Here is a 17,200-nt window from a genome sequence, read left to right as displayed (position 1 = left end):
TCAGACGAGGCCTTCTTTGTGGAATACCTCTTTCATGTCGATCTGAGGTCGGGGGCCCACGTGGCTGATGACCTCTGCCGCGCAGAGATTGCCCATACGTGAACAAACCTCCAGATCGCGCCCGGTGGCCAGACCGTAAAGGAACCCGGCGGCAAATTGGTCGCCCGCGCCGGTGGCATCGACGGGAATGACCTCCTGCACCGGCACATCGATGCGGCGGCCGTCGGACAGAACGGTGACGCCATCGCCGGAGCGTGTGCAGACCACAAGCGGACAGATATCAGCCGTCCGCGCCAGCGCTGTTTCCAGATCCGTCTCGTAGAGCGACTTGATCTCGTGCTCATTGCCAATCACGTAATCCAGATCATGTTCGATCAGGGAAAGAAAATCCGCGCGGTGACGCTCCACGCAGAACGGGTCTGAAATCGCGATCCCTGAAATCCCGTTGCCGGCTTTGGTCGCGCGGGCCGCTTCGCGGAATGCGGTTTTGCCCGCGTCGTGATCAAAGAGGTACCCTTCCAGGAACATGATCCGCGCATTGCCGGAGACCTGCACCGGTACGTCGTCCGAGGTCAGCCCGGTGGAAATGCCCAGATAGGTGTTCAGCGACCGCTCCCCATCAGGTGTCACAAAAATCATGCAGCGCGATGTGGGTGTTTCCCCATCCGCCACCGGCGGGTTCACGAAATCGATGCCATTGTCCGTCATCGCACTGGCATAAAACCGGCCCAGGGCATCATCGCGGACGCGACCGATGAAGGCGGTCTGCAACCCCAAGGCGCCGACGCCTGCCACCGTGTTGGCCACAGCCCCACCGGGGGTTTGCAAGCGGTCGTTCATCGAGGCAAAGAGCTTTTCCGACCGACCCTGATCCACGAGCTGCATGATGCCTTTTTCAATGCCCATATGGTTGAGAAAGGTGTCATCGGCATGGGTGATCACATCGACAACGGCGTTTCCGATGCCAACGACTTCGTAGGTTTTCATAAGGTTTTGTCCTCAAATGGGCAGAGATCGCGGATGATGCAGGTGGGGCACATGGGTTTGCGCGCCTTGCAGTGATATCGCCCGTGCAAAATCATCCAATGGTGGGCATGCAGCTGAAAATCAGCCGGAATATTGTCCTCGATGGCGCGCTCGACGGCTTCGACGGTTTTACCCGGTGCGATGCCGGTGCGGTTGCCGAGCCTGAAGATATGGGTGTCGACCGCCTGCGCCGGGAATTGCCACCACATGTTCATGACCACATTGGCCGTCTTGCGCCCGACGCCGGGCAAACCCTGAAGCGCTGCGCGGCTGTTGGGCACATCGCCGCCATAGTCATCGACGAGGATCTGGCTCAGTTTGATGACGTTCTTGGCCTTTTGCCGAAAAAGGCCGATGGTCTTGATGTGTTCGGTCAGCCCCTCAATCCCGAGATCCAGCATCTTTTGCGGGGTGTCGGCGATCTGGAAGAGCTTGCGCGTGGCCTTGTTCACGCCGGCATCCGTCGCCTGTGCACTTAGCGCCACGGCCACGACCAGAGTATAGACATTCACATGCTCCAGCTCGCCCTTGGGTTCCGGGTCTGCGTCCCTAAAGCGCGTGAAAATCTCGCGGATTGTATGATAACCAAGCTGTTTTGCCATTTTTCCGGTATGGGAGGATTCCGGGCAGGGAGCAAGGCCAACCATGGCCGATGTTTAAAATGCGTCTCAAAAGCCGCAGCATTTTTAAGCAAGATATTCACCAACATGTGTCAGGTTCCGCATTCATCTGTTGCGAGGAGGCCGCGGTGCCGACCAGTGTATTTTATGGCTACTCGTCGGACGCGCTTGTCTACGACCCCAATACGGGCAGTTTCACGCTGGATCCGAACTATGATTTCCGTACTGATCGGGTGCGTTTTGAAATCACCGATGACGATAATTTCCTGGACGGTGACGAGAAAAATGACGAGGTGGGCGAGGATGCCAACCAGACCGGTGTGGTCACAATGCCTGATGGCACACCGGTCTCATCCGGGTTGATCTACGGGGAGCAATACGCGGTACTTCAAGCACCCGATGGATCGTATGTCACAATCGACAGGATCGAAATTGACGGGGTGAAGATGGGATATGTCCCATCCGAGCCGCTGCAACCGGGCGTGAGCTATTCATATGTTGGTGGGCGGGACATCGACAATCTTCTGGGCGGACCGGATGGCGACGACACGCGGCAAACCTACGCAGCCTATGAAGCTGACAGCGTGCCGTGTTTTGGGCCGGGCACGATGATCCAGACGCAGGAGGGCGAAATCCCGGTTGAATGGCTGGAGACCTCAGACATGGTTCTGACCCGCGACCATGGATATCAGCCTATTCTGTGGATCGGACGCACGCGGATCCCATACAGTCATTTTATCAAGAACCCTGATGATCGTCCGTTGTGCATTCCTGCGGGGTCTTTGAGCACCAACATTCCCACCCATGATTTGCACGTAACCGGCGATCATCGGGTGCTGCTAACCTCAACGGGGGCGGAACTGCTTTACTTCGAGAGCGAGGTGCTGGCACCGGCCAAGGCATGGTTGGATCGCGGTGTGGCACATCAGATTTCACCGGAAAAGGACTACACCGTCACGCATATTGTCTGCGCGCGGCATCAGGTCATTGTTGCACAAGGGGCATGGGTGGAAACGATGTTTCCCGGTCCCGAAGCATTGAAACGCATGTCGGCGGACAACCTTGCGCGGTTGAAGGCCGTGTTGGGCCCGGAGCTATATGAGCAGCGCACAGCGCGCCCCTGTCTGTCGCGAAAAGAAGCGCGGCTACTCATTGAACCGGTCAAGGTTGCTGGGGTGGATCAACGCCACGCTGTCGAAAAGCAAAGCGCTTGAAACCGCAGGTTTCGGGTCGCGCGATGCGGGTGCATTTCGTAATGTGCAGACATGACACAGCATCAAACACTCCCCGATACATCGGAAACAGCCTATCACTATCAGGTGGTGCGGCGCGCCATCGATCTGATTGATCAAGCCGAAGACCCCCTGTCGCTGGACGCCATAGCGGCTGAGATGGGGATGAGCGTCGCCCATTTCCAACGTCTTTTTTCGCGCTGGGTGGGCGTGTCGCCCAAAAGGTATCAGCAATATCTGACACTGGGCCACGCAAAGACCCTGCTGCGCGAAAAGTTCACCACGCTGGAGGCATCCCATGCGCTGGGGCTGTCTGGCAGTGGCCGGCTGCATGACCTTTTCGTGCGGTGGGAATCGATGAGCCCCGGTGAATTTGCCCGCGGTGGGGCCGGGCTGAAGATTTTCTGGGGATGGTTCGAAAGCCCCTTTGGGCCGACCATTGTCATGGGCACGGATAAGGGGATTTGTGGCATTGGTTTCGCCGCTGAAATGGGGGAGGAGGCCGCCCTGCAGGACCTTTTGGCGCGGTGGCCCAAAGCTGATTTTGTAGAGGATCCAATGATGCTGCGCCCGTGGGTTTTGCAGGCCTTCGGGGCCGGTGATGGCACGCTCGACACGGCCCCGCTTTTCCTCATCGGCGCGCCGTTTCAGATCAAGGTTTGGGAGGCCCTGCTCAGCATTCCTTCGGGGCAGGTCACAACCTATTCCGAGATTGCACAGGCCATTGGTAAGCCGCGCGCCGTGCGGGCGGTTGGTACTGCGGTGGGTCGTAATCCGATCAGTTGGCTGATCCCGTGTCACCGGGCGTTGCGTAAATCCGGCGGGCTGGGTGGCTATCATTGGGGCCTGCCCATGAAACGCGCCATGCTGGCTTATGAGGCTGTGCGCGCGGAAAGTTGATGGTTTGTGTCAGTGGCGGGTTATTGCCGACGGTTTTTCCCCTTGGTTTGAGCAGGAACTGCGGCCATATAGAACGCGTTCACATCAAGACGCCCTGCCCGAACGGGGCCGCAACCATTGAAGGCAGTACGCTATGACATTCACAAAATCCACTTTGATCGTGGCCCTTTCGGGCACGTTGGTGCTGGCCGCTTGTACGGATCCAAACCAGATTGGCGCCAATTCGAATACGCCCAGGACGCAGCAGGGTGCGTTGATTGGGGCGGGTGCCGGTGCCTTGCTTGGCGCTTTGTCAAAGGGTGACGGCAATCGCGGCGACGGCGCCATTGTCGGGGCCGTTGTCGGCACCGCATTGGGCGCCGGGATCGGATATTCATTGGACCGGCAGGAAGCGGATCTGCGCAGAGAGCTCGGCAATGACAACGTCACCATCACCAACACCGGTGATCGTCTGATCGTGAGCCTGCCTCAGGATATTCTCTTTGCCACAGAAAGCTTTGCCGTCCGCCCGGATTTGCAAAACGATCTCTACACCGTTGCCGGCAACCTGCAGCAATATCCGCAGTCCACGATCCAGATTATCGGACATACCGACAGCGATGGCGATGCGGCCTATAACCAGCAGCTGTCTGAACGCCGCGCAAGCGCCGTGGGCAGTGTGCTGCTGAACGCAGGTGTATCCGGTGCACGTATTCAGACCTTCGGGCGCGGTGAGAACCAGCCGATTGCCAGCAACCTGAATGCTGCCGGAAAAGCCCAGAACCGCCGGGTGGAAATCGTCATCGTGCCGAACGCTGCGTAGGCGATATCTGAAAAACTGCATCAAAGAGCCCCGGTAATCTGCCGGGGCTCTTGTCTTTTGGGTGATTGCCATCAGGATGTCGCGAAATCCTTTGGTATCGGAAAGACATATTTATGGCGAAATACACTGTTCTTGGTTTGTCCGGGTCGCTGCGCAAAGACTCTGCAAACAGCAAGCTGCTTCGGGAAGCGGCGCGTCTGTTCGAAGATTGCGATTTCGATCTCGCAGACTTGCGGTTTCCGCTCTACGACGGCGATCTTGAAAGCGATCAGGGGGTGCCTGCAGCCGTGCAAAAGCTCTCCGACGATATCGCCGATGCCGACGCGGTGCTGATTGCCACGCCCGAGTACAACAAGGGACCCTCAGGTGTTTTGAAGAATGCCCTTGATTGGATAAGCCGTACAAAAGCGAAGCCGTGGAACGGGAAACCTGTCGCCGTCATGTCCGCCGCTGCGGGTCGCGCAGGAGGGGAACGGGCACAGATGGTTTTGCGGGGTTTTATGGTGCCCTTCCGTCCGCGGATTTTGCAGGGCCCGGAAATACACCTTGCGAATTGCAGCGCTCAATTTGACGAAGACGGCAAGCTGACCGGGGAGATGTACATACGGGAGCTTACGGCTCTGATGCAGGCCCTGCGTGCCGAAGTGGACCGCTAAACCTGCGGCACGGAGACTTCAATCAGGTTGTCATCTGGGTCTCTGAGGTAGAGCGACATGATCGGGCCGATGGCGCCGGACCGCTCAACGGGACCATCCTCGATGTCGATCTGATGCGTTGCCAGGTGGGTCATCCAGGCGTCGATGGGCGCATCCGTCAAAAAACACAAATCCGCCGTGCCGGGATGCGCGTGCGCAGCTCTGGGCTCGAACTCCCGTCCTTTCTGATGCAGGTTGATCTTGCTTTGACCATAAAGCAGCGCCCAGCGGCGTGATCCATCCGCAACTTCGAACTGTTCGCCGCGCATTCCCAGGACCTGCGTGTAAAACCGGACCGTGTCGGGAATGCTCTTGACCGTCAGGACCAGATGATCCAGCGCGCGAACACGGCATTGTATCTCGGTATGCGGCATGAGCGTTTCCTCATATGTCGGCGTGATCGGGCGCGGATGTCGCGGTAAACTTGCACGCTGAAACAGCGCAGGACAATTAAAACGACGCGCTGACCTCAAACCCTTGCGGTATGTCGTTGCGGTTTTCCAGTACAAGATCGGCCATCACGGTCGCGATTTTGGGCGCCATGCCGAAACCGATCTTGAAGCCGCCATTTGCGATGAAATGCCCGGTTCGGCCCGGCCATTCCCCCAGCATGGGTGCGCGGCTGCGCGCGCGTGGACGCACACCAGCCCACCGTTGAACAACGGGTGCGTTTTTCAGCGCTGGAACGGCATTGCGTGCCTTTTCAATGACGTCGTCCAGTTTTTCATCGGTGCTGCGCGGATCGTCAAAATCACGCTCTGAGGTCGAGCCAACGGCGACCGTGCCATCGAGATGCGGGATGATGTGCACCGTATCTGCAAAAATCTGGGCCGCCCCCGGTGCGTTAAATTGCAAGAGCGCAGCTTGCCCTTTCACACCATTTCCCACCAACCGCGGGCGTTCTTCGTTCAGCATGGACAGGCCTTCAACACCGCAGGCCCAAATGACCTTGCCGCGCTCTTTCCCTTCCGAGGTGATCGGCACGTCTTGTGCCGCCAGGGCCGCGACCAAAGCGGCGCAGGCGCGGCGCGGATGCAGATGTGCGCTCAATGTATCCCGGATAACCCATCGCGTTGGTGACGCAGGCATCCAGGCGTCATCACCGATTTTCTCGACGGACCAGGTTGCCTTGTTTCCCCAGTGGACCGGCGCCGTTTCCGTCCGCTGTTTTGCAAGCGCCAGCCCTGCTGCGTCCAAAATCGGCTGGATCCGCCCGGACTGTGTGTAACCCGCAGAGACCGCACCCGTTGCTTCAACCTCTTGCCAGAAGTTTTGCGCCATGAGCAGGCTGTCCAGTTGAAAGGCTTTCTTCGGATTCCAATTCTCTGGCACATGCGGGGCCAGGGCACCGACCACGCCGCCACTGCTGCCAGACCCGGCGCCATTGGGGTCGATAATCTGGACTTTTGCACCGCGCTGCACGCAGGCCCACGCGATTGACAGGCCGAAAATACCTGCACCGCGTATGGTGATATCGACCATTGCAAATCCTTGTCATGTCGCACAGTGTCGCGCCAGTTTTCGGCGACATTATAGGGACCATCCGTGCAGAACCAGTCGGCAGATGTAACCTGGAACGCGAATGGTGTGCCTGTTTCCAACCGTTTTGACGACCCATATTTCAGCCTCGAAAACGGATTGGAAGAAACGCGCCATGTGTTTTTGCAAGGCAATGGGTTGCCTGAACGCTTTCGTGACGGTTTCCATGTGGCGGAGCTGGGGTTTGGGACAGGTCTGAATTTCCTGACAACCGTTCGCGCCTGGCGGCAATTCGGTGTCGCGGGGCGTCTGAAGTTTACGAGTTTTGAGGCCTACCCGATGTCTGCACCGGAGATTGAAAAGGCGTTGGCCGCTTTTCCGGAACTGCATGACCTGGCCGCTGCCCTGGTTGCTCTGTGGAGTCCGGAGGGCGGTCCTATCGAGTTTGGTGAGGATGTCGTGCTGAACCTGTTGGTCGGCGATGCCAGCACTGAACTTCAAACCTGGTCCGATAAGGCAAATGCGTGGTACCTGGACGGGTTTTCGCCAGCAAAGAATCCTGAGCTTTGGTCGGATGCCATTCTGAAACAGGTCGCGTTCCACACAGCCAGCAAGGGCAGCTTTGCCACCTATACGGCGGCCGGATTTGTGCGCCGCGCGCTAACGGACGCAGGATTCGCGGTCACAAGAACCAAGGGGTATGGTCGCAAGCGGCATATGTCGGTCGGAGTGCTGAGATCGTGACGCAGACAAACAATGTTCGTCTTGGCGTCATCCTGATGCTGCTGACCACCATCGTGTTTGCGCTTCAGGATGGCATCTCACGGCATCTTGCCGACGCCTATAATGTTTATCTGGTGGTGATGGTACGCTATTGGTTCTTTGCGGCGTTTGTCATCGCGGTAGCGCGCAGAAAGGCCGGCGGCATAGGCGCGGCGGCGCAGACAAAACAACCTCTGGTCCAAGGGTTTCGCGGCGTCCTGCTCGCTCTGGAGGTCTGCGTCATGGTAACGGGATTCACGCTTTTGGGACTGGTCGAAAGCCATGCCGTCTTTGCCTGTTACCCTTTGTTGGTCGCGGCGCTCTCTGGTCCGTTGCTGGGTGAAAAAGTCGGGTGGCGTAGGTGGGCGGCGATCGGCGTGGGGTTCGTTGGGGTCATGATCATTTTTCAACCGGGCGTTTCAGTCTTTGACCCCTACGCAGTGATCCCCTTGCTGGCAGCCCTGATGTTTGCACTTTACGGGCTGTTGACCCGGTTCGTCGCCAGACAAGACAGCACAGCAACCAGCTTTTTCTGGACCGGTACCGCAGGTGCCATCACGATGACCATCATTGGCATTTGGTTTTGGGAACCCATGACGGGTGTGGATTGGATGTGGATGGCGCTTCTATGTGTGACCGGCGCGTCCGGCCATTGGCTGCTGATACGCTGCTACGAAGTCGCTGAGGCCAGCGCCGTGCAACCCTTCGCCTATTTCCAGCTGGTCTTTGCGTCCGCGCTGGGGATCATGATCTTTGGCGAATCTATTCGGCCCAATGTGGCCCTTGGTGTGACGGTCATTGTCGCCGCGGGTCTATTCACCCTTTGGCGCGAACGGCAGCAACGTTGAGCCCATCAATTCTTCGGTGAAGCTCTGCGGCAGCGGCTCCTGGCCCAGTCGCGCGCGGTAGATGGGCAGGCTTTCGGTCACACGCATGACGTAGTTGCGTGTTTCCCGAAATGGAATGTGTTCAATCCAATCGACGATGTCGACGTCGCCCCTGCGTGGGTCCCCATAGGTCAGCATCCAGCGGTCCGGGCGGCTGGGACCAGCGTTATATCCGGCTGACATCATCACCACATTTCCGCGGAACCGTGCCGCAAGTTTGGACAGATAAGTCGCACCAAGCTCTGCATTATACTTGGGATCTGAGGTCAGCCGATCCGTGCTGTGTTCGCCTTTGCGTCCAAGAGAGGCCGCAACCTCACGCCCTGTCGCCGGCATGATCTGCATCAGCCCACGGGCGCCCACACCACTTTGCACTCGCGGGTCGAACTCGCTTTCCCGTCGCGCGATGGCGAGCACCATATCGCGGGCCATGGGAAGGTCCTGGGCCGCCACCGAATGCAGCGGATAATATCCGCGTGGCACAACCACCGCGCGCCGCGCTGTCCGTTTGCCAATCATTACGGCGAGGTGGGGTTGTTCGGCATCCAATGCGGCTTCGGCCAGCAGCATGGCTTCTTCCTCGTTTAGGCTTTCCGCAAGGTGTGTCCAGAACCGCTCCGCCAGATCGAGTTCGCCTGAGGCCTGCAACAACAACCCTGCGATGAAAACAGGTGATTTTGCCAGCGGTGCCTCCCGCCAGTCGCCGGGGGCGCGATCCGCAAATAATGCGTCATCAAAGGGCAAATCTGCACGTTCCGCGGCCAGCAAACCATAAAATGATGTCTGATACTGTGCGCCCCGCGCATAGGCCTGATCAGCCGCTGCGACATCGCCCATCGCCTCCAGCGCCCGGCCCTGCCAATAACCCGCGCGCCCCTTGGAAATCGGAGAGCGCACAGCAGCGCCGTGATTCTTGAAGTGTTGCAACGCCGTTTCCGGCTCGTTCAACTTGCGCAACGCGATGTATCCGGAGAGCCATTCCAAATCGGCGTAATTCGATCCGGCTGTCAGGAAATGCCGCGACGCAATCTCATAGGCACGCTCGGCATTGCCATCGCGCATTTCATCGCGCGCCATGGACCGGCGACGGCTGCCCCAGGCTTCGGGCTCACCAAGCGCTTCGGCACTGGTGGATGTGGCTTGCAGCAGAGATTTCGCATCATCCCAGCGGCCCTTCCGCGCGCGCCAGACAAATCTTTCGTACTGCAGCCCAGGATTTTTTGCATGGCTCCCCGGGATTTTCGCGATCAATGCATCCACACCATTTGCCCGCGCACGCAGGGCAATCCGGGCATTGGCCACGGCCAGGTCCGCAGCGGGTACCAGATCAAACAGCCGCCGGGCGTTTTCGATTGCACCATCCCATAGCATCGCATCCAGCCGAGCGACGGTATGTTTTTTCAACAAGGCGCTGTGGCTGACCAGAAAGAGCGACTGGGCGCTCGATCCCATTGGCATGGAACGCCATGCAGACACCAGAATATCATTTGCCTTTTCGGGTGATCCGCTGCGTGCAAGGGCTTCGGCATGGCGCAGCACACCTTCCGGCGTCTGGGCGGCGTATTCGGCAAAGAACGCGATCACGTCGGAATCTTTTTCTTTGATCACGACGCGTTCGGATTGCTTGCGCAAATAGGGCTCGCCCGGCCAATCGGGGCGCCGCTCCAGAAAGGCCGTGACCTCGCGATAGGACCCTTTGCCAGCGCGCAAGCGCGACCATTCAATAACGTCTGCGGCGACGTCACCGTCGCGCGCGGCAATTTTCGCAGCTGTGCGCCAATCGCCGTCTCGCAGAGCATCCATTGCCCATGCCAGGGGTCTGGGCCGTTCCGCCAAAGCCGGTGCCGCAGTCATTAAAACCAAAATCAGTGTCGTCAGCCAGCGTCTGATCACTTGCATTTCCCAGCGTTTGAGGGCTAGAGCCTCTGATACATATAACTTCATAGTCGTGGATCAAATCACGATCATGCTGAAATGTGGTTAATCTCAGGCCATTTGCCGGCCAAATTAAAAAAGGAGCGTGCACATGTTCAAAGGCTCAATGCCTGCCCTCGTCACGCCGTTCAGGAACGGCGAGCTGGATCTTGAGACCCTCAAGAAGCTGGTCGAGTGGCATATCGGTGAAGGCAGCAACGGTTTGGTCCCGGTGGGCACAACCGGTGAAAGCCCGACCCTGACCCACCGCGAACACGAGATCGTCGTCGAAGAGGTCGTGAAAGCGGCCGCAGGGCGCATCCCGGTGATTGCTGGCGCGGGGTCCAACAACACCATCGAAGCGATGCGGCTGGCCCGCCATGCGGAAAAAGTGGGCGCGGATGCCGTGCTGGTTGTCACGCCTTACTACAATAAACCCACGCAATCCGGTCTGATCGCGCATTTCACCGCGCTGCACGATTGTTGCGAATTGCCGATCATCATCTACAACATTCCCGGTCGGTCGGTTGTGGACATGTCGCCGGAGACCATGGGCGAATTGGCGAAACTGCCGCGTATCGTTGGCGTGAAAGATGCCACCGGCGATCTGGCGCGGGTCAGTGACCAGCGGATCACCTGCGGGTCGGATTTCATCCAACTGTCGGGTGAAGACGCGACCGCGCATGGCTTCAACGCGCAGGGCGGTGTCGGCTGCATTTCCGTGACGGCCAATGTGGCGCCAAAACTGTTGAGCGACATGCAGGCGGCTTGCCGCGCCGGGGATTATGGCACTGCGTTGAATATTCAGGACCGTTTGATGCCGCTGCACAAGGCGATCTTTACCGAGCCTGGGCTTGTGGGCGTGAAATACGCCATGTCGCGGCTGGATCTTTGTTCTGATGAGGTGCGGCTGCCGCTGACCGGCCTGTCGGACGCGACACGTGGATTGGTGGATGACGGCCTGCGCCACGCGGGTCTGACAAACTGACGGGGTTGGCGGGATCACTCCCGCCACCTCTTCCAATCGCCTTCAAACACGTCATGATGGCCTCGGGCTTTGTGCGGACATTGCACGCTGGGAGGAGGCCATCATGAACATTCTGCCGATCATTTCCGAAAGCACCCCGGAGCTGGAAGCGATTTTTCGCGATTTCCACAGGCATCCGGAAATCGGTTTCAAGGAGCGCCGTACCAGCGGGATCGTCGCCGATGTGCTGACGCGCTACGGCGCTGATGAGGTGCATACGGGGATTGCCGAGACGGGCGTTGTCGCCCTGATCCACGGCAAAGGGCAGGGCAATCGGCGCGTTGGCCTCAGGGCGGATATGGATGCCTTGCCGATCCTGGAAGCCAGCGATCTCGACTATGCCTCGACCACCTCCGGCGTCATGCATGCTTGTGGTCACGATGGGCATACGACCATGCTGCTGGGAGCGGCGAAGCATCTGGCCGCGACACGGGATTTCGATGGCACGGCGGTGTTGATCTTTCAGCCCGCCGAAGAGGGCCTCGGCGGCGCGCGCGGCATGATCGCAGAAGGGCTCTTTGACCGCTTTCCCTGTGACGAGATTTTCGGCATGCACAATTATCCAACAGGTTGTCCGGGGCGTTTCGGCATTTGCAAAGGGCCCGCACTCGCCGGGGCTGCCTTCTTTGACATCAATATCCAGGGTCTCGGAAGCCACGCGGCGATGCCGCAAGAAGGTCGCGATGCCTTGATGGTTGCGACGACCTTGGCGGCGCAATTGAACACCATCCTCAGCCGGAATATCGACCCGCTGGAAACCTGCGTCTTGTCGGTCACGCAAATCCATTCCGGTAGTGCCTATAACGTCGTGCCCGAAAAAGCGCATCTGGCCGGCACCATTCGTTATTTCAAGGATGAGATTTACGCAGTTGCAGCCGAGCGTATGGAGAAGATATGCAAAGGCTTTGCGGCAGCTCATGGTGTCGAGATCGATCTGGATCTGCGCAATGTCTTCGATGTTCTGATCAATGATGCCGATCTGTCGGAGGCCTATATGAAAGCGGCGGCCGACATCGTTGGAGTGGAAAATACCTCAACCGAAAACACGCCGGTCACCGGGTCGGAGGATTTTGCCGACATGCTCAAGGTTGTGCCCGGCGCCTATTGCAACCTGGGCCACAGCGGCACGGTGCCGCTGCATAACCCGGGATTTGTGCTGGGCGAGGAGATCCTGCCCATCGGCGCGTCGATCATGGCCCGCGTCGTGGAATGCAGGCTGCCGCTTTAGCGCTTGCCGTAGTAGAGACCCACCACATGTTCGGCTTCTGCGAAAAACAGCCAGCGCGCGGTCAGCACGCCCGCGACGTGACTGATCACCGCCAGCAGCGCGAAGAAGTGCGAGAACGGCAGGATCAGCAGCACGAAGGGCACGGCGACCATCAGGATCAGTGAGATTGCCCGCAGTTTCTGGCTGTGCTTGCGTCCGATGTCATGCACGAATTCGCGCAGCAGGTAGTTGGTCCCGGTGTGGGGCGGCTCGAACGCCCGGACTTTACCAATGCTGCCAAGCCCCGTGGCGGTTGCCATATCGGTCCCAGATGCGGCCAGTGCCTTATCGCCTTCAACCCAGGTGAAGACTTGTACAAGTCCGGCGATCACCAGCAGGACCAGGGCAATCGAAACCTGTCCGGCAAAGAGCGCGCCGCCCGCAAGCGACAGGGAGAGGAACTTCACCGGGGTGATGTTCATGTTCCAGCGCGGGATGGTCTTGAGCTGCGTGTAAATCATCGATGTGGTGAAAACCGTGGCCAGCGACATCACCGCGCCCAGAATGCCAAGGATCGCGATGCGGGTTTGAAAGAACACCAATCCCGCAGCATAGAGACCCATCAGAACCAGGGCGCCGACGGCACACCATGCTTCCCGGCTCAGCCAGCTGGAGCGCCACTGGGTGAAGGCTTTGACCGCGCGTTCAGGACGCCCCAGGTGGAAGGTCGACGCCAGCAAGCCACCCACGGCCATCGCATAGGCGATCGCAAAGAAGGCGAAAGCCATCCAGCCGGTGACAGCGGGGTAGCCGAGCCCCAGAAAAAACAACAATCCGAAGCCCAGGCCGCTGAACGTCGTGAAGAAAATGACAGAGGGTGCCGGATGCATCAGAGTTTCTCCAAGGTCTTGTCGAGCCAGCCGAGGAAGCCTTTTGGCTCCTCCGCAACCGGTTCGAGGAAGGGGGCGAGCACATCGAATTCAGGTCCCGACTCCGGGATCGTGTCTTTCGGACGTGGGGGCAGGTATTGGTTGACCGGTTTGGTGCCCTGCTCGGGCATCAGATCCATGCCGCCGCGCTCCGCTACCAGTTTACTGACGTCGCTGTTTTCATCGCCAAGATCGCCAAAGTGGCGGGCGCCGGCGGGGCAGGTGCGTACGCAGGCGGGCTGGCGGTCCTCTTCGGGCAGGTTCTCGTTGTAGATCCGGTCGACGCAGAGGGTGCATTTCTTCATGACACCTTCGGCCTGATCCAATTCGCGGGCGCCGTAAGGGCAGGCCCAGGCGCAGAGGCCGCAGCCGATGCAATTGCTCTCATTGACCAGAACGATGCCGTCTTCGACACGCTTGTAGCTGGCGCCGGTGGGGCAGACGGTCACGCAGGGAGCGTCGTCGCAATGCAGGCAGGATTTGGGGAAGTGGATCAGCTGAGCGGCCGCATCACCTTCTGGTTGTACCTCGAAGCTGTGCACGCGGTTCAGGAAGGTGCCGGAATTATCGGCACCGTAGGCGTTCTGATCAGAGAGTGGCGCGCCGTAATTCTCGGTATTCCATCCTTTGCAGGATATCACGCAGGCGTGGCAGCCGACGCAGGTATCGAGGTCGATGACGAGCCCCAGTTTCTTTTCGGTTTTGGCTGGCAGAGTGGTCATGAGAGGCCCTCTTTTCTGGCTGTCGGTGCAACGCCGGTATCACGTCGGTTTTGCGCGGGTGTTACGTCGGTGCATCGTATGCGATTGAGTAGGAGACCGTTGAGGTTTGGGGGCTCTGCCCCCGCGCGCGCGGCGCGCTCCCCCGGGATATTTACGGCCAGAAGAAGCAGGGTCATTCGCCCACCTTCCAAGTCAGGTCTTTTGGGCCGGTACCCACGGGTGACTTGATTGGCGCGAAGCCTGGTTGGGATTCGTCCGGTGCTGCGGCCTTTTCGAGGCGCACTTTTAGGTCGAACCAGGCGGCCTGACCGGTGATTGGGTCGGAGTTGGCCCAGCGGAGGCCGTCGCCTTTCGGGGGCAGTAGCTCGTGGATCAGGTGGTTCAGCAGGAAACCGCGTGTGGCTTCGGGGGCGTTTTCCTCCAGTGCCCAGGCGCCCTTGCGCTTGCCGATGGCATTCCATGTCCAGACGGTGTTTTCGTTCAGCGCCGCCATCTCCAGCACCGGCACGGTGATTTCGCCATGCGGGGAGGTCACCTTGGCCCAATCACCATCCGTCAAACCGTTTTCGCGCATCAGCTTTGTCGGCAAGTAGAGCGGGTTGTGCCCGTGCAGCTGCCGCAGCCAGGCGTTTTGCGAGCCCCAGGAGTGGTACATCGCCATCGGGCGCTGGGTGAGCGCGGTGACGGGGTATTCGTCCGCTTTGTTTTCCTCCTCGGAGGAGTACCAGATTGGCAGCGGGGCCATCTTTTCGCGGATCCGGTCGCGCAGGTGTTCGGGCGGCTGCCGCTCGCCGTGGCCTTCGGCGGCCAGCTGGAATTTCCGCATCGGTTCGGAGTAAAGGGAGAAGAGGTAGGGTTCGGGCTTGTCATAGATGCCCATGCCCACCGCCCAATCCTGATAGGCGGTATTCCAAGGTTTGTAGTAATTGGCGCCAGCAGGAATGTGTTCGACGAAAAAGCCGCCGTTTTCGATGTAACGGTCCAGCTGGTTCGGGTTCACCTCTCCGCGTCCGGATTTATCGCCGTTCTCACCCCGGAAACCAGCCAGTGGCCCGATGCCCGGCTTGCGCTCGTGATTGACGATGTAATCACCGTAGTCCGCGTATTTCTGGCTGCCATCGGCGTTGATGAAACCGGGCAATTGCAGTTTCGCGCCCAGTTCGCAGAGCATGGACTGGAAGCCTTTCACATCGCGGTCGGGTTCGATCACCGGCCAGCGGATGGCGTCTGCCGCGGCATCGGCCTCGCAGATCGGACGATCAAGCAGCGAGATACAGTCGTGGCGTTCCAGATATGTGGTGTCGGGCAGGATCAGATCGGCATAGGCGACCATCTCGGAGCTATAGGCATCCGAATAGATTAGTTTCGGAATGACGTAGTCGCCATTCTCATCCTTGTCGGTCAGCATGTCGATCACGCCGCGCGTGTTCATCGAGGAATTCCACGACATGTTCGCCATATACATGAAGAGCACGTCGATCTTGTAGGGATCGCCTGCGTAGGCGTTGGAGATCACCATATGCATCAGCCCGTGGCTCGACATCGGGTTTTCCCAGGTGAAGGCCTTGTCGATGCGGGCAGGGGTGCCGTCTTCCTTGAGCGCGAGATCATCGGGGCCGTGCACGAAGCCCAGGTGCGGGCCATCAAGCGGCGTGTCCGGCGTCACCCTGCAGTGCGGTTTGGGGTGGGCGGTGGCCGGTTTCGGATAGGGTGGTTTGAAGCGGAAGCCGCCCGGCACCTCGACCGTGCCGAGGATGATCTGCAGCATGTGCAGCGCGCGGCAGGTCTGGAACCCGTTGGCATGGGCGGAGATGCCGCGCATGGAGTGGAAGGAGACCGGGCGGCCCACCATCTTGTCGTGTTTCTCACCCCGGAAGTCGGTCCATGCGTGGTCGAGTTCAAAGGATTCCTCGAAGGCCACGCGCGCCAGTTCAGCGGCAATGGCGCGGATGCGGCCTGCGGGGATACCGCAACGCTCCGCAACGCTTTCTGGTGCGTATTGCTCGTCCAGATACATTTCCGCCATCTGGTGGAAGACCGGGCGGTGGTTCTGGCCGTCTGCTTCATAGGTGGCGGCGAGGTCCGGCTTGACGCCGGGCTGGTCAAAGGGGGTGAGCTTGCCGGTGTTCCGGTCGATCACCAGTTCCTTGCCGTTTTCATCGCGCATCAGCAGACCGTGATCGGCGGCCCCGGGGTTGTTGATCACCAGCACTGGCGCGTTGGTGTATTGCGCGAGGTAGTTCAGATCCATCTTGCCCGCCTTCATCAGGCAGTGGATCATCGCCAGAATGAACAGCCCGTCGGTGCCCGGGGTGATGCCAACCCAATCATCGGCCACGGCGTTATAGCCGGTGCGGATCGGGTTCACGCCGATGACGCGCGCGCCGCGTTTCTTGATCTTGCCAATGCCCATCTTGATCGGGTTGCTGTCGTGGTCTTCGGCGACACCAAAAAGCATGAAGAGCTTGGTATGGTCCCAATCGGGCTGGCCGAATTCCCAGAAAGCGCCGCCCATGGTGTAGATGCCCGCCGCGGCCATATTGACCGAGCAGAAGCCGCCGTGGGCTGCGTAGTTGCAGGTGCCGAAGTTCTGCGCCCAGAAGGACGTGAAGCTTTGGGACTGGTCACGGCCCGTAAAAAACGCCAGCTTTTCGGGATTGTCCTTGCGCACGGGATCCAGCCAGTCGGTGGCGATTTGCAGCGCCTCATCCCATGAGATCTCTTCGAACTCGCCTGATCCGCGCTCGCCCACGCGTTTCAGCGGTGCGCGCAGGCGCGAGGGCGCGTTGACCTGCATGATGCCCGCCGAGCCCTTGGCACAGAGCACGCCCTGATTGACCGGATGGTCCTTGTTGCCTTCGATATAGGCAACTTTCCCATCCTTCATGTGCACGTTAATGCCACAGCGGCAGGCGCACATGTAACACGTGGTCTTGCGCACCTCATCAGAGACTTTCGGGCTCAGATCGATAACGGGCTGGTTCATGGAAAGCTCCTG

Annotated in this window: 16 protein-coding genes; 8 read left to right on the top strand and 8 right to left on the bottom strand. The window is 59.3% G+C overall.

Annotation, left to right across the window (positions count from 1 at the left end; all coding sequences use genetic code 11):
• Together Q1A20_RS12900 and nth are read right to left on the bottom strand one after the other, a co-directional pair.
• On the bottom strand, window positions 1–987 hold the full coding sequence (locus tag Q1A20_RS12900) for an adenosine kinase (RefSeq protein WP_299408308.1): 987 nt from the start codon (window positions 985–987) through the stop codon (window positions 1–3).
• The gene (gene nth, locus Q1A20_RS12895) at window positions 984–1,628 is read right to left on the bottom strand and encodes an endonuclease III (RefSeq protein WP_299408482.1); all 645 of its coding nucleotides are present in this window, start codon (window positions 1,626–1,628) and stop codon (window positions 984–986) included. The genes Q1A20_RS12900 and nth overlap by 4 nt, the downstream gene beginning before the upstream one ends.
• Before the next feature lie 146 nt (window positions 1,629–1,774).
• Here nth and Q1A20_RS12890 point away from each other — a divergent pair, with 146 nt between their 5' ends.
• The 4 genes from Q1A20_RS12890 (at window position 1,775) to Q1A20_RS12875 (ending at window position 5,236) form a co-directional block, all read left to right on the top strand.
• A complete protein-coding gene (locus tag Q1A20_RS12890) occupies window positions 1,775–2,860 on the top strand; it encodes a Hint domain-containing protein (RefSeq protein ID WP_299408306.1) in 1,086 nt (361 codons plus the stop codon).
• A 51-nt stretch (window positions 2,861–2,911) separates the two neighbouring features.
• A complete protein-coding gene (locus tag Q1A20_RS12885; RefSeq protein WP_298974510.1) occupies window positions 2,912–3,778 on the top strand; it encodes a bifunctional helix-turn-helix domain-containing protein/methylated-DNA--[protein]-cysteine S-methyltransferase in 867 nt (288 codons plus the stop codon).
• A gap of 133 nt (window positions 3,779–3,911) precedes the next feature.
• A complete protein-coding gene (locus Q1A20_RS12880; protein ID WP_299917045.1) occupies window positions 3,912–4,580 on the top strand; it encodes an OmpA family protein in 669 nt (222 codons plus the stop codon).
• A gap of 113 nt (window positions 4,581–4,693) precedes the next feature.
• Window positions 4,694–5,236 (top strand): NADPH-dependent FMN reductase, encoded by a 543-nt coding sequence (locus tag Q1A20_RS12875; RefSeq protein WP_299408302.1) that lies wholly within the window; start codon window positions 4,694–4,696, stop codon window positions 5,234–5,236.
• On the opposite strand, the gene Q1A20_RS12870 is transcribed toward Q1A20_RS12875, so the two are convergent.
• Window positions 5,233–5,649 carry a VOC family protein gene (locus tag Q1A20_RS12870; protein ID WP_299408300.1) on the bottom strand — a complete coding sequence of 139 codons (417 nt, stop codon included), beginning with the start codon at window positions 5,647–5,649 and terminating at the stop codon, window positions 5,233–5,235. The genes Q1A20_RS12875 and Q1A20_RS12870 overlap by 4 nt on opposite strands.
• A gap of 76 nt (window positions 5,650–5,725) precedes the next feature.
• A complete protein-coding gene (locus Q1A20_RS12865) occupies window positions 5,726–6,757 on the bottom strand; it encodes an FAD-binding oxidoreductase (RefSeq protein WP_299408297.1) in 1,032 nt (343 codons plus the stop codon).
• A gap of 63 nt (window positions 6,758–6,820) precedes the next feature.
• Between Q1A20_RS12865 and mnmD the strand changes: the two genes are divergently transcribed.
• Both mnmD and Q1A20_RS12855 read left to right on the top strand, forming a co-directional pair.
• Window positions 6,821–7,498, top strand: coding sequence for a tRNA (5-methylaminomethyl-2-thiouridine)(34)-methyltransferase MnmD (gene mnmD / locus Q1A20_RS12860; protein ID WP_299408296.1), 678 nt, complete (start codon window positions 6,821–6,823; stop codon window positions 7,496–7,498).
• Window positions 7,495–8,364 (top strand): DMT family transporter, encoded by an 870-nt coding sequence (locus tag Q1A20_RS12855; RefSeq protein ID WP_299408293.1) that lies wholly within the window; start codon window positions 7,495–7,497, stop codon window positions 8,362–8,364. The genes mnmD and Q1A20_RS12855 overlap by 4 nt, the downstream gene beginning before the upstream one ends.
• Here Q1A20_RS12855 and Q1A20_RS12850 read toward each other — a convergent pair.
• Complete coding sequence (locus tag Q1A20_RS12850; RefSeq protein ID WP_299917042.1) at window positions 8,329–10,302, bottom strand: lytic transglycosylase domain-containing protein; 1,974 nt, start codon at window positions 10,300–10,302, stop codon at window positions 8,329–8,331. The genes Q1A20_RS12855 and Q1A20_RS12850 overlap by 36 nt on opposite strands.
• Before the next feature lie 127 nt (window positions 10,303–10,429).
• Here Q1A20_RS12850 and dapA point away from each other — a divergent pair, with 127 nt between their 5' ends.
• Both dapA and Q1A20_RS12840 read left to right on the top strand, forming a co-directional pair.
• Complete coding sequence (gene dapA / locus Q1A20_RS12845) at window positions 10,430–11,305, top strand: 4-hydroxy-tetrahydrodipicolinate synthase (RefSeq protein ID WP_299408288.1); 876 nt, start codon at window positions 10,430–10,432, stop codon at window positions 11,303–11,305.
• 103 nt (window positions 11,306–11,408) lie between these two features.
• Entirely contained in the window at window positions 11,409–12,572 is a 1,164-nt protein-coding gene (locus Q1A20_RS12840) for a M20 aminoacylase family protein (RefSeq protein WP_299917040.1), read from the top strand.
• Here Q1A20_RS12840 and Q1A20_RS12835 read toward each other — a convergent pair.
• The 3 genes from Q1A20_RS12835 to Q1A20_RS12825 form a co-directional block, all read right to left on the bottom strand.
• Window positions 12,569–13,441, bottom strand: a complete 873-nt coding sequence (locus Q1A20_RS12835) for a DmsC/YnfH family molybdoenzyme membrane anchor subunit (RefSeq protein WP_299408284.1) — start codon at window positions 13,439–13,441, stop codon at window positions 12,569–12,571. The two genes, Q1A20_RS12840 and Q1A20_RS12835, sit on opposite strands and share 4 nt — an antisense overlap.
• Complete coding sequence (locus Q1A20_RS12830; protein ID WP_298974528.1) at window positions 13,441–14,202, bottom strand: 4Fe-4S dicluster domain-containing protein; 762 nt, start codon at window positions 14,200–14,202, stop codon at window positions 13,441–13,443. Before Q1A20_RS12830 ends, Q1A20_RS12835 begins: the two co-directional genes overlap by 1 nt.
• A 172-nt stretch (window positions 14,203–14,374) precedes the next feature.
• Window positions 14,375–17,188 carry a molybdopterin oxidoreductase family protein gene (locus Q1A20_RS12825; protein ID WP_299917037.1) on the bottom strand — a complete coding sequence of 938 codons (2,814 nt, stop codon included), beginning with the start codon at window positions 17,186–17,188 and terminating at the stop codon, window positions 14,375–14,377.
• Window positions 17,189–17,200 lie beyond the last annotated feature (12 nt).

The organism is uncultured Roseobacter sp. (assembly GCF_947501835.1).
Lineage (GTDB): Bacteria > Pseudomonadota > Alphaproteobacteria > Rhodobacterales > Rhodobacteraceae > Roseobacter.
The sequence above is the reverse complement of the archived record's forward strand: the minus strand, read 5'-3'. Positions and strand labels throughout refer to the sequence as shown.

Excerpts from the sequence above, each read along its gene's own strand:
- Q1A20_RS12900 (WP_299408308.1), bottom strand. The coding sequence starts at position 987 with ATGAAAACCTACGAAGTCGTTGGCATCGGAAACGCCGTTGTCGATGTG.
- nth (WP_299408482.1), bottom strand. The coding sequence starts at position 1,628 with ATGGCAAAACAGCTTGGTTATCATACAATCCGCGAGATTTTCACGCGC.
- Q1A20_RS12885 (WP_298974510.1), top strand. The coding sequence starts at position 2,912 with ATGACACAGCATCAAACACTCCCCGATACATCGGAAACAGCCTATCAC.
- Q1A20_RS12880 (WP_299917045.1), top strand. The coding sequence starts at position 3,912 with ATGACATTCACAAAATCCACTTTGATCGTGGCCCTTTCGGGCACGTTG.
- Q1A20_RS12875 (WP_299408302.1), top strand. The coding sequence starts at position 4,694 with ATGGCGAAATACACTGTTCTTGGTTTGTCCGGGTCGCTGCGCAAAGAC.
- Q1A20_RS12870 (WP_299408300.1), bottom strand. The coding sequence starts at position 5,649 with ATGCCGCATACCGAGATACAATGCCGTGTTCGCGCGCTGGATCATCTG.
- Q1A20_RS12865 (WP_299408297.1), bottom strand. The coding sequence starts at position 6,757 with ATGGTCGATATCACCATACGCGGTGCAGGTATTTTCGGCCTGTCAATC.
- Q1A20_RS12850 (WP_299917042.1), bottom strand. The coding sequence starts at position 10,302 with ATGCAAGTGATCAGACGCTGGCTGACGACACTGATTTTGGTTTTAATG.
- dapA (WP_299408288.1), top strand. The coding sequence starts at position 10,430 with ATGTTCAAAGGCTCAATGCCTGCCCTCGTCACGCCGTTCAGGAACGGC.
- Q1A20_RS12840 (WP_299917040.1), top strand. The coding sequence starts at position 11,409 with ATGAACATTCTGCCGATCATTTCCGAAAGCACCCCGGAGCTGGAAGCG.
- Q1A20_RS12835 (WP_299408284.1), bottom strand. The coding sequence starts at position 13,441 with ATGCATCCGGCACCCTCTGTCATTTTCTTCACGACGTTCAGCGGCCTG.
- Q1A20_RS12830 (WP_298974528.1), bottom strand. The coding sequence starts at position 14,202 with ATGACCACTCTGCCAGCCAAAACCGAAAAGAAACTGGGGCTCGTCATC.
- Q1A20_RS12825 (WP_299917037.1), bottom strand. The coding sequence starts at position 17,188 with ATGAACCAGCCCGTTATCGATCTGAGCCCGAAAGTCTCTGATGAGGTG.